We start from the raw sequence: 16,009 nt of genomic DNA on the forward strand, positions 1-16,009 counted from the left end.
AGGAAGAACAGCGCCAGGTCCTGCCACTGCGCGCCCGGCTGCGCTTGCGCGCCGCGCGGCTCGGGCGCGGGCAGCGCTTCGCCGCGAATGCGGGCGGCCAGCGCATCAATGGCCGCGCTCAGGCCGCCGGCGTAGTCGTTCGCGCGAAAGGCGGGCGTGAGGTAGCGGTCGATGATCTGCTTGGCGGCCAGGTCGGGCACTGCGCCTTCGAGCGCCTTGGCCGGCGCAATGCGCAGCCGGCGTTCGTCTTTCGCCACGACGATCAGCAGCCCGTCGCCCACGTCGGCGCGGCCGATCTGCCAGGCGTCGCCGACGCGCTGGGTGTAGTCGGCGATGTCCTCGGAAGCGGTGGACGGCAGCATCAGGATCACGAGCTGGGAGCCGACCTCCTGCTCGAAGGCGGCGAGCTTGGCGTCCAGCGAGGCGGTCTGCTCGGCGCTCAGCGTGCCGGTCTGGTCGATCACCCGCGCGGTGAGTTCGGGCACCGGCACGAGTTCCTGGGCCCGCACCATTGTGCTGACGAGCGCCAGGGCCAGCGTGAGGGCCAGCAACAGCGCCATCGGTAGCACCTGCCAACCGGCGCGCGAGTGGTGCGGCCGGTGCGGCAACGAGGCGCCGGGCAGCGCCGGCGAGAGCCGCCGATCGCGCATCAGGGCCGGCCCGATGGTTGATGGCGCACGGCGAGTTGTCGCTTCATCGTGAAGCTGGCGGCGCCGCGGGCGGCGCGCCGCCCGGCGCGGCCGGCTTGCCGAAGTCGAAGTTCACCGCCGGCGGCTGTGAAATCTCGGCCTCGTTCTGCACCGTGAAATTCGGCTTGGGGTCGTAGCCGAAGATCATTGCGGTCAGGTTGTTGGGGAAGCTGCGCGCCAGCACGTTGTACTCCTGCACCGCCTTGATGTAGCGGTTGCGCGCGACGGTGATGCGGTTCTCGGTGCCTTCGAGCTGCACGCGCAGGTCCTGGAAACCCTGGTTGGCCTTGAGGTTCGGGTAGTTCTCCACCACCGCCAGCAGCCGGCTCAGCGCGCTCGACACCTCGCCCTGCGCGGCCTGGAAGCGCTGGAACGCCGCCGGGTCGTTCACGAGCTCCGGCGTGGCCTGGATGCTGGTGGCGCGCGAGCGCGCCTCGACCACGCGGGTGAGCGTTTCCTGCTCGAAGTTGGCCTCGCCCTTCACGGTGGCGACGATGTTCGGAATGAGGTCGGCGCGGCGCTGGTACTGGTTGAGCACCTCCGACCACGCGGCATTGGTCTGTTCGTCCAGGCGCTGGAAGTCGTTGTAGCCGCAGCCGCCGAGCGCGAGGCTCGCGAAGACGGCAAAGGCGGCGAAGGCGTGTCGGAGCATGGCAGTCCTTTGGAGGGCAGAGGCTGCGGCGCGCGCGGGCAGGCGGCCGAAGAAGTGAGCCGGGCGCGCGACGGGCCGCGTTGCGCGCTGGCTATCCTAACCACGGTGAACCCGAAAACGACCTCGATGCCTTCACTGCGTTACACGGCGCACTGATCCAGCGGCGTGTCGGCGCGGCCGCCACGCCGCCACGCCGCCGCGGCTGCACCGGCGGCGCACTGAGCCGGGCCGTGGTGGAGCGGGCGCTGGTCAGCGCGAGGGTCGCGGCTGCGGCACAGGACGGCCCCGCGCCGGTGGTGGCGCAGTGGGTGGGCGTCACAGGGCCGCCGCCGATAATCTCCCGATGACCCGACCCGCTGTTTCCGTTGCGCCGCCTGCCGCCGACGAGCCTCGCCTGCCCGAGCTCGCCAACGACCGTTTTCTGCGCGCCTGCCTGCGCCTGCCGACCGACTGCACGCCGGTCTGGTTGATGCGCCAGGCCGGCCGCTACTTGCCGGAGTACCGCGCCACGCGAGGGCGCGCCGGCAGCTTCATGGGCTTGGCGACGAACCCGGACTTCGCGACGGAAGTGACCCTGCAGCCGTTGGAGCGCTATCCACTCGACGCGGCGATCCTGTTCTCCGACATCCTCACCGTGCCCGACGCCATGGGCCTGGGCCTGAGCTTCGCCGAGGGCGAGGGCCCGCGCTTTGCGCACCCGCTGCGCACCGAAGCCGATGTAGCGCGCCTCGCCGTGCCAGACATGGCCAGTCTGCGCTACGTGTTCGACGCCGTTGCCTCGATCCGTCGCGCGCTCTTGCAGGACGTGGCAGGGGAGACGAAGGGACGTGTCCCGCTGATCGGCTTTTCCGGCAGCCCGTGGACGCTGGCCTGCTACATGGTCGAAGGCGCCGGCAGCAGCGACTACCGGCTCATCAAGACCATGCTCTACCGCCGCCCGGATCTGCTGCACCGCATCCTGGAGATCAACGCCGACGCGGTCGCCGCCTACCTCAACGCCCAGATCGAGGCCGGCGCACAGGCGGTGATGGTCTTCGACAGCTGGGGCGGCGTCCTGGCCGACGACGCTTTCCGGCGCTTCAGCCTGGCCTACACCGAGCGTGTGCTCGGCCAGTTGAAACGCGAGCACGACGGCTGTCGGGTGCCGCACATCGTGTTCACCAAGGGCGGCGGGCCGTGGCTCGAAGCCATCGCCGCGAGCGGCTGCGACGTCGTCGGCCTCGACTGGACCGTCAACCTCGGCCAGGCGCGCTCGCGCATCGGCGAGCGGGTGGCGCTGCAGGGCAACCTCGACCCGAACGTGCTGTTCGCCGAGCCGGAGCAAATTCGCGCCGAGGTTGTGCGCACGCTCGACAGCTACGGTGCGCCGTCGGCGCGCAGCGGCCACGTTTTCAATCTCGGCCACGGGATCAGCCAGCACACGCCGCCGGAAAGCGTGAGCGTGCTGGTCGAGGCGGTTCACCAGCATTCGCGGCAGCAGCGCGTTGCTTGAGAGGCGGCCGTCGGTCCGATCGATCCGGGGTTTTGCACTGTTTTAGCTGATTGGCGCTTGACTTATCCCCAAAAACGAATCACGACGCCGCTCGGTGTCAAGCTGTTGCGGTGCAGCACTCGATCGGCAAGGGTCGCCGCTAAGTTGTTGATTCATATAGGCAGGTTGTGCTGCCTCAAAATGCCTCAGTCCGTCCACAGGCCAACAACGGCGCGCATTTAGCGGCCGTTTTCGCAGGTTTCCCACAAAGTTTTCCACAGGCTGAGTGGATAGATCACAAAGCCTAGATGAATCAACAACTTGGGTCGGTTCTCTGACGATCGTTCGAGGTTTCGTGGCCAAGTCGACTGTTCTTCAATCGCCCGAGGCGGCTCTGCCGGCGGTGCCGGGTCACGCCCCGGTCGATGCCGCGACCCGCGTCGCGGTCCTGGTCGATGCGCCCCAGCACAGCGGCCTGCAGGGCGCGCTCGATTACCGCGCCGAGCGACCACATGTGCCCGGAAGCCTGCTGCGTGTGCCGTTCGGGCGCCGCGAGGTGCTGGGCATCGTCTGGGAGGCGCCGGTCGTCTCCGAGCCGATGCTCGAGCTCGCCGCGCTGCGGCCGGTCGGGGAGTCGCTCGACGCGCTGCCGCCGCTGCCGGACGGCTGGCGCGCGCTGGTCGACTTTGCCGCTGCCTACTACCAGCGCAGCCCGGGCGAACTCGCGCTGGCAGTGCTGCCGCCCGAACTGCGCGGCCTGGACGCCGCGGTGCTGGCGCGGCGGGTGGGCCGCCTGCGCGCGCAGCTCTCGGCGAAGTTGCCGCAGGGAACGGGCTCGCGGAGCGCATCCGGTTCGATCGGCTCGATCGAGCCGCCTGCGCCGACCAGCGTGCCTGACGCGCCCGGCCCCATGCCCAGTGGCGAACAGTCCGCCGTCCTGGCCGCGCTGGCCGCCTCAGTGCCGGCCGATGCGCCCGGCGTGACCCTGCTGCACGGTGCCACCGGCAGCGGCAAGACCGAGATCTACCTGCGCGAGTCTCGCCGCGCGCTCGATGCCGGCCGCCAAGCGCTGGTGCTGGTGCCCGAGATCAACCTCACGCCGCAGCTCGAGGCCCGTTTCATCGAGCGCTTCCCCGGCCGGCGCGTCGTCTCGCTGCACAGCGGCCTGACGCCCGCCCGGCGCCTGAAGCACTGGCTCATGGCGCTGCTCGGGGAGGCGGACCTGGTGCTCGGCACGCGGCTGGCGGTGTTCGCGCCGCTGCCGCGGCTGGGCCTGATCGTGGTGGACGAGGAGCACGACCCTTCCTACAAGCAGCAGGAAGGCGCGCGCTATTCGGCGCGCGACTTGGCGGTGGTGCGTGGGCGCATCGAGCGGGTGCCGGTGCTGCTGGGCTCGGCCACGCCCTCGCTGGAAAGCTGGCACAACGCGCTGGCGCCGGCCGAGGGCGGGCCGGGCCGCTACCGCCGCCTGACGCTGGCCTCACGCATCGGTGGCGGCGCACTGCCCGCGGTGCGGCTGGTCGACATGGGCCGGCTGCCGCGCGAGACGGTGCGCGACACGCCGATCGCGCCGCCCTTGCTGGCCGCCCTGCAGGAGCGGCTGTCGCGCGGCGAGCAAAGCCTCGTCTTTCTCAACCGCCGCGGCTATGCACCGGTGCTGCATTGCCTGGACTGCGCCTGGAAAAGCGCCTGCGCGCACTGCAGCGCCTGGCGTGTGTTCCACAAGCGAGACCGCACGCTGCGCTGCCACCACTGCGGCTTCACGGAGCGCGTGCCGCGCGCTTGTCCCGAATGCGGCAACGCCGACATCCAGCCGGTCGGCCGCGGCACCGAGCGGCTGGAGGAGCAGCTCGGTGCCTTGCTGCCCGGCGCCCGGCTCGGCCGCATCGACGCCGACACCACGCGGCGCAGCGGCGCGCTGGAGGCTGAACTGGCGCGCGTGCATGCGGGCGAGATCGACGTGCTGGTCGGCACGCAGATGATCGCCAAGGGGCACGATTTCCGGCGCATCACGCTGGTGGCGGCGGTGAACCCCGACGCGGCGCTGTTCAGCAGTGACTTCCGCGGCCCCGAGCGCCTGTTCGCGCTGCTGCTGCAGGCAACCGGCCGGGCCGGCCGCGACGCCGGACAGGCCGCGCGGGCCGAGATGTGGGTGCAGACCTGGCACCCGCAGCATCCGCTCTACGCGGCACTACGCGCCCACGACTACGAAAGCTTCGCGCGCCAGCAACTCGCCGAGCGCCTCTCGGCGGGCCTGCCGCCGCATGCCCATCTCGCGATCCTGCGCGCCGATGCCCGCAGCCAGTCGGTGGCGCAGGCCTGGCTGCAGGCGGTGGGGGACGCGTCGGCCGGCTTGCCCGAGGCGGCGCAGGTCACGCTCTATCCGCCGGTGCCGCTGTCGGTGCAGCGGGTGGCCGACGTGGAGCGCGCGCAGATGCTGGTCGAGTCGGCCTCGCGGCCGGCGCTGCAACGCTTCCTCGCCGCATGGGGTGCGCTGCTGCAGGCCCGGCGACCCGAGCAAAAGGGCGTGCTTCGATGGGCGGTGGACGTGGACCCCCTCGCCATCTGAGCGGGGCGATTTTTTCCGTCGATCGGCAAGCGCAGGCTCACGCTGCCCGGTAAGGCGATCGCTGCGATGCGTTTCATGGAAATGCCTCCTTGCGGGCGCCACGCCTCACGGCGGTTCCGGGCTGCGTCAGCCCGGCGTGGCGCCGAACAATCCGGCCAGACCCGAGAAGCTCAGGAACGCCAGGACCGTCGAGGTCATGATGATCCGGGCGATGCGGCCGTTGTCGGCCAAGAAGCGCTCCGCCAGCAGCGAGACGTTGCTGGCGGAGGGCAGGGCCGCCGCCAGGGTCAGCACCATCAGCTCGAAGCGCGACAGCGGCGCGCCGAGCGCGATGGCTGCACTGCCCAGCCCGAACACCAGCGCTGGGTGCACCGCCAGCTTGATCAGCGCAACCGGCACGAACAACGCCGGCGCGGTGCGCGAGTGGGCGTGCTGGCCGGCCCGGTAGAGCACGGCGCCGATGGTGAACAAGGCCACCGGCGTGGCGGCGCCAGCCAGCAGCTCGACCATGCGGTCGATCGGCCCCGGCAGGCCCAGCCCGTAGGCGGAAAACAGCGCGCCGAGCGCGATCGCCCAGGGCTGCGGGTTGCCGATCGGGCCGCGCAGGGCGTTGCGCAGGCGCCGGCCGAGCGGCAGGTGCGCGTTGTCGTGCATCTGCGCCAGGGCCAGGCACACGGAGCTGGTGATGAACATGTCGATCAGCAGGGTGACCATCATCGGCCCGGCCGCGGCGGCGCCGAGCAGCGCGGTCATCAGCGGCATGCCCATGAAGCCGGTGTTCGGGAAGGCGGCGACCAGCGCGCCGAAGGCGGCGTCTTTCAGGTTCACGTGCGGGCCGCGGGTGACCCGAATCGTGAAGGCAACGATGGCCAGCGCCGCGAGGCTCCACACCGCCAGCATCGCCGGGTTGAGCAGCTTGTCCACCGGCGTGCTGGCGCCGAAGCGAAACAGCATGCAGGGCAGCGCGAAGAACAGCACGAACGCGTTGAGGCCCGGAATCGTCGCCTCGGGCATCAGGCGCAGCCGGGCGGCGAGGTAGCCGCACAGGACCAGCCCGAAGAAAGGGACTGTGACGGCGAGGATGGCAGGCATGGGGCGGGCAGTATGTCAGGCGCTTGCGATCGCATCGGTCCCTCTCCCTCTCCCTTTGGGAGAGAGAGGTGAGGGCGGCGCAGCAGGGCGGCCTCGCCGACCCTCACTCCAACCCCGCTCGTGGGAGAGGAGTCGCGCAGCAGCGCATCGCTATGATCGCGCTCCCCTTTCGCTGCCTTGGTCCCGTTTCCTTGTCGTCCCCGCCCTCGCTCAACGCCGCCCAGATGCAGGCGGTGCATCACCTGAGCGGTCCCTGCCTCGTGCTCGCCGGTGCCGGCTCCGGCAAGACCCGCGTGATCACGCACAAGATCGCGCGCCTGCTGCAGCCCGGCGCCGGCGCCGGCCTCGAGGCGCGGCAGATCGCCGCCATCACCTTCACCAACAAGGCCGCAGCCGAGATGCGCGAACGCATCAAGGGCCTCGTCGGCGGCAAGGCGAGCAAGGGGTTGATCATCAGCACCTTCCACGCGCTGGGCGTGCGGCTGCTGCGCGAGGACGGCGCGGCGATCGGCCTGAAGCCGCAGTTCTCCATCCTCGACAGCGACGACGTCGCCGGCCTGCTGCGCGACGCCGGCGGCAGCAGCGACGCCGCGCAGGCGCGGCGCTGGCAGTGGACCATCAGCTTGTGGAAGAACCAGGGCCTCGAGCCGGAGCAGGCCGAAGCGCAGGCCGCCAACGACGACGAGCGCATCGCCGCGCGCGTGATGCAGCGCTACCAGGAGCGCCTGGCCGCCTACCAGGCGGTCGACTTCGACGACCTCATCGGCCTGCCGGTGGCCATGCTCCAGCGCGACGAGGCGGTGCGCGCCAAGTGGCAGGCGAGCCTGGGCCACGTGCTGGTCGACGAATACCAGGACACCAACGCGCAGCAATACGAACTGCTGCGCCTGCTGGTCGGCGACGGCAGCGAACGCACGGCGATGTTCACGGCGGTCGGCGACGACGACCAGAGCATCTACGGCTGGCGCGGCGCAACCATCGACAACCTCAAGCGCCTGCCGCTCGACTACCCGAAGCTGCAGGTGATCGCGCTGGAGCAGAACTACCGCTCCACCGGCAACATCCTGCGCGCCGCCAACAAAGTGATCGCCGCCAACCCGAAAATCTTCGAGAAGAAGCTGTGGAGCGAGTACGGCGACGGCGAGCCGGTCCAGGTGGTCGAGGGCGACAGCGAGGAACACGAGGCCGAGCGGGCGGTTTCTCGCATCCAGGCCCTGCGCGCGCAAGGCGGCGCGCTGCTCGGCGCCGGTGCGCCGGGCGCGGCGGTGCCGACGGACCGCTCCGGCGGCGGCCAGGGCATCGAATGGAAGGATTTCGCCATCCTCTACCGCGCCAACCACCAGTCGCGCGTGTTCGAGCAGAAGCTGCGTGCCGCGCAGATCCCCTACAAGGTCTCGGGCGGGCAGAGCTACTTCGACCGCGCCGAGATCAAGGACCTGTGCGCCTGGTTGCGCCTGCTGGTCAATCAGGACGACGACCCGGCCTTCTTGCGCGCCGTGACCACCCCCAAGCGCGGCATCGGCCATCAGACGCTGGCCAGCCTGGGCAGCTTCGCGGGCCAGTGGAAGACCAGTCTGTACGAGGCGCTCTTTGCCGAGTCGCTCGGCACGGCGCTCTCCGCCAAGGCAGTCGGCTCGCTGCACGAGTTCGGCCGCTACGTGAACGATCTGGAATACCGGGCTCGCCAGACTGTCGGGGGCGAGGATGCCAAGGCGCTGCTGCTCGGCTGGCTCAAGGACATCGGCTACGAGCAGCACCTGCACGATGGCGAAGACAGTGCCAAGGTCGCCACGGCCCGCTGGAGCAACGTGCTCGATTTCGTCGACTGGATCGCCAAGCGCTGCGGCGGCCAGATCACGCAGGAGGCCGGCACCTTCGAGGCGGAGAAGAAGAGCGTGCTCGAAGTGGCGCAGAGCATCGCCGTGATCATCAGCCTGGCCGAGCGCGGCAACGACCAGAACGTGCTGACGCTGTCCACCCTGCATGCGGCCAAGGGCCTGGAGTGGCCGCACGTGCAACTGGTCGGTGTCAACGAAGGCCTGCTGCCCTTCAAGCTGGAAGACGAGTCACTGAGCGTGGAAGCGCTCGCCCAGCGGCTCGAAGAGGAGCGGCGGCTCATGTACGTGGGCATCACCCGCGCGCGCAGCACGCTGACCGTGTCCTGGCTCAAGCGCCGCAAGCGCGGCCGCGAGACGGTGGCCGGTGCGCCCAGCCGCTTCATCACCGAGATGAAACTCGACGAAGAGCGCGCGCCCGGTTTGAGCCCGCGCGAACGGCTCAAGGCGCAACGTGCCGAGCTGGCGGCTCGTGCCGCGGCCGCATCAGCGGCGACAGCAGACAAACAAGGCTGATCGGCGCTGTTCGGCCGCGCGGGGCAACATCTCATGCGGTCCGGCGGCAGCGAATCATCTGGCGTGGCCGCCTCATCCTGGCGTCCGCGGGTTGCCATCAGCCGCGTCATGGTCGGCGAAGGGAAATACTGCGTTCCGGGTGCATTGCCTACTGACTTGAAGGCAGCGCTGCATCGAAGGCGCCCAGAGCCGCGTCGAAGCCGACGCCCAGCACCTCGGCCGATGTGCGAATGTCGAAGTTCTGCACCTTGCGCCGAGCGTTGTCGGCCAGCTGCTGCAGGCAGTGGGTGGGCGCGAGGAGACACTGCTCCATCGCATTCGCCAGTGCGTGAGCGTCGCGCGGTGGAACCAGCCAGCCGGTGACGCCGGTTTCGACCAGTTCGCGCACACCGCCCACGTCGGTGGCAATGGCCGGCCTGCCCGCTGCGAACGCTTCCATGATGGCCACGGGCAAGCCCTCGTCGTCGCTCGCCAGAACGAGTGCCCGCGATTCGCGCAAGTGCTGGCGCACCTGCTGCTGCGTTGCCCAGCCGAAAAGATGCACTGGCGCCGAAAGCCCGAGCTCCGTAACGCGCCGGTCGGCTTGTGCACGCAGGCTTCCATCCCCGATGAGGGTCAAGCGGAAGCGCACACCGCGCTCCTGGAGGTGCTTTGCCGCGTCGATGAGCAGCAGTGGGTTCTTCTGCGGATCGAGACGCGCCACGCACAAGAGATGCGGCGCCTGCGGAACCCGCGCCGGCGCTTCGTCTAACCAGGCGGCGTCGAGCCCGCAACGCACGAGCTTCGCCTTGGCGGCCCATGCGGGGTAACGCTCTTCGACGGCCCGCTGGCCGCTCGAAGAAACCACCGCAACGAACGATGCGCCGGCGATCTTGTCGCGCAGGTTGAGCCGCTCAGGCACGACAAACTCGTGCGGGCCGTGAAAGGTCAGGCTGTAGCTCACCTTGGACAGTCGGCTCGCGAGCAGGGCGACCGCTGCGGGGTTGGTGCCGAAATGAGCGTGGATGTGCCGGCAATCGACCGCTCGCAGGCTTCGACAGAGGAGGCACGCGAGCACGAAGTAGCCGGCGTGTGTCACGAATCGCGCGTCGCCGTTTCTGGCCATCCGCATCGCCTGCAGGAAAGCCGAACACGCGGCAAAGGGGCGGCTTGCAAAGGCGATGGCTACCGACGCCAGCACCCGCTGCCACTTCGACTCGAGCAGAACCTGCGTCATTCGCTGCTCGGCGGCATCGGCGGGGTCGAGCGCGAGCAGCTTGGCGCGCCGGTGCGAAAAGCGATGCACCCGCCATCCGGCCGATTCGAGTGCGGCGATTTCCCTGCGAATGAAAGAGTGGCTCGGTGAGGGATAAACGTTGATCAGGTACGCAACGGCGCGGCCGGCGGCTGGCGTGCCCTTAAGCGTCACATCACGCCTTCGAACTCGCGGGCATTCACCGAGAGTTCGCGCGAGTTGATGCGGTGCACCTCGGTCAGAAGCCGCATCGCTGCCCTTCGGTGAGAGGCGGTGTGGACGACGTCGTGGCGGTGTTCGACATGCGCCATGCCCGCGTTCTCGTGGACGATAGTGAATCCCTTGAACTTCTCCGGTTTTCGCTTCACCGCGCGATGCAGCGCCGTGCCCGTCACGAGATGCAGCCGATTGAGCGACACGCGTTCGATGACGCTGCGATGGCGGGCAAGGAACTCGACGCTCGCCTCGACGTCATCGGCTGTCTCGCCCGGGTGCCCGAGGATCATCGTGCAGCGTGCCGAGATGCCGGCCTGTGCGGTGCCATGCAAAAACGCGCTGATCGTCTCCAACCGCGTTCCCTTCTTCATCGAGTCGGCGATGCGCTGGCTGCCCGTTTCGAGACCGGTGGTGAGCCGCACGCACCCGGACTTCGCCGCCGCGCGCAGACTGGACTCCGACAAGCCGTTGTCCGCTTCGGTGCCTGCATGCACCGCGGCGATCCAGCGACTGCCGGCGACGGTGTCCTGCATGCCGCCGATGATCGAGCGCCACATCTCGATGTTGCTGTTGAGCTTGAGGTCGGTGAACACGAAGCGCGAGACGCCGAATCGCCGGTGGTGCGCGGCGAGTTCCGACAGAACGTTCTGCGGGCTGCGGCTGCGGTACGTGCGGCCTGCCGTGCTCGTGACATCGCTGCAGAACGTGCACACGCCCCAGCCGCATCCGCGGCCGGTGATGACGGGCACGATGCGGTTCGGATAAGCAGACCAAGGGAAATCGCTGTAGTCGGGATAGGGCACTGAGTCCAGCCCCTGCAGCGGCGGCGCGATGCCACCCCTCGGGCGGCCATGCGCGTCGGTGGTCACCACGCCCGCATGCGTGCTCGGGTCGTTCTTCGCGAGCAGCGTTTCGAGGATGGTCGGCAAGCGCAGTTCGACCTCTCCGGCGACGAGCGCTGAGAGCCCGGGCAGGCGAACCCACTCCTCGATCACATCGAGTTGAGCGAAGTACGGCCCGCCAATGACCACCGGAATGCCCCTTTCCTTGCACGCCAGACAGATCTGCGCGCAGGTGTCGCGGTACATCAGGTAGGTGGAAATCAGCACGGCTTGCGGCTTGGCAATGGCGATCTCTGCCTTCACCGCCGCCAGCACTTGCGCCTCATGGGAACTGATGCCCGAGAGCCGCTTCGCGGCGGCGCGATCTCGCCACCTGCGAACCCAATCACGACTGGAAGTGGCGACCCGGTAGTTCAGCTTTGCGGCAACCAGGCTGAATCGGTGCGGGCGCGGCTCCCGCGTGACGCCCTGCACGCCCACCATGAGAGGAGCGAACACGGTCACCGCATAGTTCGCCCGACGCAGGACCGCGGCAAGGTAGCCGATGGGCAGCGTCGGGTAGCGCGCGAAGTTGTTGAGGTCGACGAGCAGCACGCTGCGTTGGCCCGACGGGTCAGATTCTTCGATCATCATTTGGAGCAGAGCATATTCGCAAGATCGCGACCGCCTCTGCAGACCTCAAGCGTCGCAGACCACGCCCCCTTCCACGCGCAGCGCCCCGCTCCCCGCCAACTCATCCACCAGCCGTGCGGCCCATTCCTCTGGCGAGCCGGCGAGTGGCGCACCCACCCGCTGCCAGATCGCCACGAACAGCGACGCGCCCTGCGCCCACCGCAGCACTTCTTCCAGCGGCTGCTTCCGCTCTTCCATGAGGTGGTACTTGACCAGCACCTTGGCCGAGTGGCGCGCGTGGCGGTCGGGATCGGCGCGGTAGCCGGTCAGGCGGGCGCGGGCGCGGGCCAGCGCCCCGGCAACGTCGGCGAACGCAGGGCCATGGCCCGGAATCACCGTGGCGACCGGAAGCTGCTCGATCGCATCGAGCGCCGCGGCCACGGCGTCGAAGCCCGGCTCGCCTTGCAGTTCGGGGAAGACGATGCCGAAGCCGTTCTCCCAAAGCGCGTCGCCGGAGATCAGCACGCCGTGCGCCGAGTCGAACAGCACCACCGCGTCGGGGTCGTGGCCGGGTGCGGCGATCACTTCCCATTCGCGCGCGCCCAAACGCAACCGGCCGCCGGGCACCACGCGGCCGCGCGCGCTGAAACGCACGCAGCGCTGGCCGATCGGTCGAAATCCGAGGGCGTCTTCGTCCCAGCGCTGCACCGCGTCGAAGCCGCCCGAGGGCACGTCGATCGGCACGCCACCGAAGGCCTCGGAGACCGCCGCGTTGCCGCCGCAGTGGTCGCTGTGCAGGTGGGTGTTGACGATGCGCCCGAGCGGCGCACCGGCCAGCGCCTGGCGCAGCAGGGCGACGGTCTGCGCTGCGTGCGTGCAGTGGCTGCTGTCGACCAGCACTGCGCCGCCGGCATCGTCGTCGCGGTCGTGGATCAGCACGTTGTTCGACGACAGCCAGCCGCGCACGAGCACGGTAAGGTCGTCGGGCAGGCGCAATGAAAGGGCGCTCACGCCATTACTGTAGCGGCGCGTCGATCGGGCCCGGGCTTCAGGCGGCACCGTCGCGAGCCGGCCGCCCGTGCGCCCTACTGCCGGACCGCCTCCACCTGCACCAGCAGCCGGATGTTGTCGGGCTGCACCGGCAGGGCGTAGGTGATGCCCCACTGGCTGCGCTGGATGGTGGTCTCGAAGTCGCCGCCGCAGACCTCGCGCTTGAGCATGGGGTTCTGGTAGCAGTTGAAGTTGCTCGCCTTGAGCACGACCGGATGGGTCTTGCCGAGCAAGGTCAGCGTGCCGGCCACTTCGCTCAGTTTGTCGCCGTCGAACTGGAAGTCGTCGCTCTTGAAAGTGGCGGTGGGGAATTCGTCGCTGCGGAAGAAGTCCTTGCCGGTGAGGTGCTGGTTGAAGGGACCGACGCCTGTATTGACGGAGCCGGTCTCGATGGTGAGCTCGACCTTGCCCGTCTTCGCGGCGCGGTCGAACACCACCGTGCCCTGCTTCTTGTCGAAGCGCCCGCGGTTGGTCGAGGTGCCGAAATGCAGCGACTCGAAAGTCACGAAGGTGTGGGTCGGGTCGATCGCATAGATGACCGGTTCGGCATGTGCGCCGCTCGGTCCGAGCAGCGCGAGCAGGACGGCGCCGAGGGCGGCCGGATGCTTCATCGTCATGAGGATGTCCTTTGCAGGGTGGGAGGAAAGAAGGCATGCGGCGCCGGCCTCGCCGGGCGCAGCGCGGGAATCACGGCGCGCGCAGGCCGGCCAGGGCCAGCTTGAAGCGCACCTGCACGTCGTCGGCGACCATGGAGGTGTCTGCCCATTCGCCGTCGCCGATCTTGAACGCGAGCCGCTCGAGCGTGAAGCTGCCGGTCGCGGTGCCGGTGCTGCCGGTCTGCGCCAGGCTGATCGGCACGACGAGGTCGCGGCTGTGGCCCTTGATGGTGAGCCGGCCCGCGACCTCGTACTTGCCGCTGCCGAGCGGCTTGATGGCGGTCGATTGAAAAGTCGCTTGCGGGAACTTCGCCGCGGCGAACCATTCGGCCTTGGGCAGTTCGGCGTCGGTCTCCGGGATGCCGAGCGTGGCGCTGCCGGTGTCGATGGTGAGCACCACGGAGCCGGCCTGCGGGTGCCCGGGGTCGAAGACGATCTGCGCGTCGAAGCGCTGGAACTCGCCTTCGACCGGCACGCCCATCTGCTTGCTGACGAACACGATCTCGCTTTGCGCGGGCGCGAGCTTGGCGGCGGTGGGCTGGGCCTGCGCCAGCGGCGTGGTCAACAGGCCGGCAAGCGACCAGGCCAGCCAGGGCTTGTTCATGCGGGATTCCTTTCCTGTGCATTCGACGATCCCGCGCCACCGAAGCGCATGCGAACGAGCAGCCCGTCGCGGTCGATCCACTGGTGCTTGAGCGCCGCGGCGATGTGCACCACCACCAGCGCGAGCAGCGTGTAGGCGAGGGTCGCATGCACCGGTTTGATGACTTTGGCGAACTCCTTGTCCACCGCCACCAGGTCGGGCAGCGGCAACACGCCGAACCACACGACCGGAAAGCCCGCCATCGAGCTGTAGGTCCAGCCGGCCAGCGGCACGGCGAAGAACAGCACGTACAGCAGCGCGTGCGTCGCGTGGTGGGCGCGGCGCTGCCACGGCGGCATGGCGTTCAGGGTGCGGGCCGGCAATTCGGGCGGGCGGTGCGTCAAGCGCCACAGCAGCCGCGCCGCGGAAAGCGCCAGGATCGAGATGCCCAGCCACTTGTGCCAGTTGTACAGCCGCAGCTGCAGCGGTGAAAACGAGAGGCCGCTCATGTAGAAGCCCAGGCCGAGGCTCGCGAACAGCGCGAGCGCGAGCAGCCAGTGCAGCGCAATGGCAGTCGTCGTGTAGCGGGCGGGCAGGGTGTGCATGGCGGAGCGGTTCGGGCACTTTAGAAGAGCGCCGCAGCGCGCCGGTTCACCGCGATTGACGCATCGATTCAAAAGATTGCAGCGCCGCAGGGGTTTGCACCTTGCGCTCCGCTGCGCGAGCCCTTGCCCGCAACGCCGCCGGGGCCTGCGGCAGAATCCGCGGCCCGAGACCCGAACCCCTTCCTTGAAGCCCGCTGCCGCCCGCCTTGCCCTCGCCGCCTTGTTGCTCGGCCCGGTCGTGCCGCTGCATGCGCAGGAAGCGGCGCCGCCGCAGCTTGGCTCCTGCCGCGGCATTGCCGCCGACACTGAACGCCTGGCCTGCTACGACCGCCTCGCCGGCCGGGTGCCCGCAACCGCGGCCGGAGCGACAGGCCCGGTGCCGGCAGTACCGGCCGGCCGCACACCGGCCATCGTGGGGGTGCCCGAGGAGCCTGTCGGTCCGGGTCTGCAGGGCCCGCCCGCGCCGCGGCCGAGCTTCCTGTCCAGTTACTGGGAACTCGACGAGGCCGACAAGCGCGGCGTCTTCAATTTCACCGGCTACCGGCCCAACTTCGTGCTGCCGATGCACGTGACCACCCGCATCAACAACACGCCGGACAGTCCCGCGGCCGACCGCAGCGGCAGCCTCGGCGACTACCGCAAGGTGGAGGCCAAGGTGCAGATCTCGCTGCGCACCAAGCTCGCCGAGAACCTGCTGCTGCCCGGCGGCGACCTGTGGGCCGGCTACACGCAGCAGTCGCTCTGGCAGGTCTACCGGCCCAGCGAGTCCTCACCCTTTCGCAGCACCGATTACGAGCCGGAGCTGATGTACGTGCTGCCCACGCCGCAGGCGCTGCGCACGCTGCCGGGCGGCTGGCAATGGCGCTACGGCATCCTGGCGCTGGCCCACCAGTCCAACGGGCAGAACGAGCCGCTCTCGCGGAGCTGGAACCGCCTGTACATGGGCGGCGGCTTCGAGCGCGACGACGTGTCGCTCTCGGTGCGCTACAACTACCGCTTCGGCGAAAGCGCCTCGAAGGACGACAACCCCGACCTCGTCGACTACCGCGGCCACACCGACTGGCTGCTCGCCTGGACGCCCGGCCGCACCACCGCCTCGATGCAGTGGAGCACGAGCTTTCGGCGCTGGGACCGCGGCTCGCTGCAGTTCGACTGGACCTACCCCGTCGAGCCCGACAACGCCCGCGCACTGCGCTGGTACGTGCAGCTCTTCAGCGGCTATGCGGAAACCTTGCTCGACTACAACTTCCGGCAGACGAGCCTGGGAGTCGGTTTGACTCTGTTCGAGTTCTGACAAACCCCCCGCCAATCTTCTTGCTCTCTCTCCCTCTGGGAGAGGGTTGAGGGCGAAGGAGGGCGTTCGAGCCGCATGCGGCGAGCCTCCTGA

General features: G+C 69.2%; 14 protein-coding genes. 5 read left to right on the top strand and 9 right to left on the bottom strand.

Going from position 1 to position 16,009, the window contains the following annotated elements:
- Both H0W40_RS06180 and H0W40_RS06185 read right to left on the bottom strand, forming a co-directional pair.
- Nucleotides 1-650 (bottom strand): YgcG family protein (locus H0W40_RS06180; RefSeq protein WP_367153750.1); only part of this gene is annotated, 650 nt, incomplete at its 3' end.
- A gap of 43 nt (nt 651-693) precedes the next feature.
- Entirely contained in the window at nt 694-1,341 is a 648-nt protein-coding gene (locus tag H0W40_RS06185) for a LemA family protein (RefSeq protein WP_292444303.1), read from the bottom strand.
- 80 nt (nt 1,342-1,421) lie between these two features.
- Between H0W40_RS06185 and H0W40_RS06190 the strand changes: the two genes are divergently transcribed.
- The 3 genes from H0W40_RS06190 to priA all read left to right on the top strand — a co-directional run bounded on the left by H0W40_RS06190 (nt 1,422) and on the right by priA (nt 5,381).
- A complete protein-coding gene (locus H0W40_RS06190) occupies nt 1,422-1,688 on the top strand; it encodes a hypothetical protein (RefSeq protein WP_292444305.1) in 267 nt (88 codons plus the stop codon).
- Entirely contained in the window at nt 1,685-2,833 is a 1,149-nt protein-coding gene (gene hemE, locus H0W40_RS06195; RefSeq protein WP_292444307.1) for a uroporphyrinogen decarboxylase, read from the top strand. The genes H0W40_RS06190 and hemE overlap by 4 nt, the downstream gene beginning before the upstream one ends.
- Before the next feature lie 382 nt (nt 2,834-3,215).
- Nucleotides 3,216-5,381 carry a primosomal protein N' gene (priA, locus tag H0W40_RS06200; RefSeq protein WP_292444400.1) on the top strand — a complete coding sequence of 722 codons (2,166 nt, stop codon included), beginning with the start codon at nt 3,216-3,218 and terminating at the stop codon, nt 5,379-5,381.
- Nucleotides 5,382-5,507: 126 nt separating this feature from the next.
- Here the strand turns inward: priA and H0W40_RS06205 are convergent, their stop codons facing one another.
- Nucleotides 5,508-6,473 carry an AEC family transporter gene (locus H0W40_RS06205; protein ID WP_292444310.1) on the bottom strand — a complete coding sequence of 322 codons (966 nt, stop codon included), beginning with the start codon at nt 6,471-6,473 and terminating at the stop codon, nt 5,508-5,510.
- Between the two features lie 191 nt (nt 6,474-6,664).
- Here H0W40_RS06205 and H0W40_RS06210 point away from each other — a divergent pair, with 191 nt between their 5' ends.
- A complete protein-coding gene (locus H0W40_RS06210) occupies nt 6,665-8,824 on the top strand; it encodes an ATP-dependent helicase (RefSeq protein ID WP_292444312.1) in 2,160 nt (719 codons plus the stop codon).
- Nucleotides 8,825-8,972: 148 nt separating this feature from the next.
- On the opposite strand, the gene H0W40_RS06215 is transcribed toward H0W40_RS06210, so the two are convergent.
- The 6 genes from H0W40_RS06215 to H0W40_RS06240 all read right to left on the bottom strand — a co-directional run bounded on the left by H0W40_RS06215 (nt 8,973) and on the right by H0W40_RS06240 (nt 14,622).
- Complete coding sequence (locus H0W40_RS06215; protein ID WP_292444315.1) at nt 8,973-10,232, bottom strand: glycosyltransferase; 1,260 nt, start codon at nt 10,230-10,232, stop codon at nt 8,973-8,975.
- The gene (locus tag H0W40_RS06220; RefSeq protein WP_292444318.1) at nt 10,229-11,749 is read right to left on the bottom strand and encodes a radical SAM protein; all 1,521 of its coding nucleotides are present in this window, start codon (nt 11,747-11,749) and stop codon (nt 10,229-10,231) included. The genes H0W40_RS06215 and H0W40_RS06220 overlap by 4 nt, the downstream gene beginning before the upstream one ends.
- Nucleotides 11,750-11,794: 45 nt before the next feature.
- Complete coding sequence (locus H0W40_RS06225) at nt 11,795-12,739, bottom strand: MBL fold metallo-hydrolase (protein ID WP_292444322.1); 945 nt, start codon at nt 12,737-12,739, stop codon at nt 11,795-11,797.
- Between the two features lie 74 nt (nt 12,740-12,813).
- The gene (locus H0W40_RS06230; RefSeq protein ID WP_292444402.1) at nt 12,814-13,389 is read right to left on the bottom strand and encodes a YceI family protein; all 576 of its coding nucleotides are present in this window, start codon (nt 13,387-13,389) and stop codon (nt 12,814-12,816) included.
- Nucleotides 13,390-13,465: 76 nt separating this feature from the next.
- Nucleotides 13,466-14,038: a YceI family protein gene (locus H0W40_RS06235; RefSeq protein WP_292444324.1), complete on the bottom strand. Its 573-nt coding sequence runs from the start codon at nt 14,036-14,038 to the stop codon at nt 13,466-13,468.
- Nucleotides 14,035-14,622, bottom strand: coding sequence for a cytochrome b (locus H0W40_RS06240; RefSeq protein WP_292444326.1), 588 nt, complete (start codon nt 14,620-14,622; stop codon nt 14,035-14,037). Before H0W40_RS06240 ends, H0W40_RS06235 begins: the two co-directional genes overlap by 4 nt.
- A gap of 184 nt (nt 14,623-14,806) precedes the next feature.
- On the opposite strand from H0W40_RS06240, the gene H0W40_RS06245 reads away from it, so the two are divergent.
- Nucleotides 14,807-15,916, top strand: a complete 1,110-nt coding sequence (locus H0W40_RS06245) for a phospholipase A (protein WP_292444329.1) — start codon at nt 14,807-14,809, stop codon at nt 15,914-15,916.
- Nucleotides 15,917-16,009 lie beyond the last annotated feature (93 nt).

The sequence above is a fragment of the Methylibium sp. genome, assembly GCF_013817345.1.
GTDB lineage: Bacteria > Pseudomonadota > Gammaproteobacteria > Burkholderiales > Burkholderiaceae_C > Methylibium.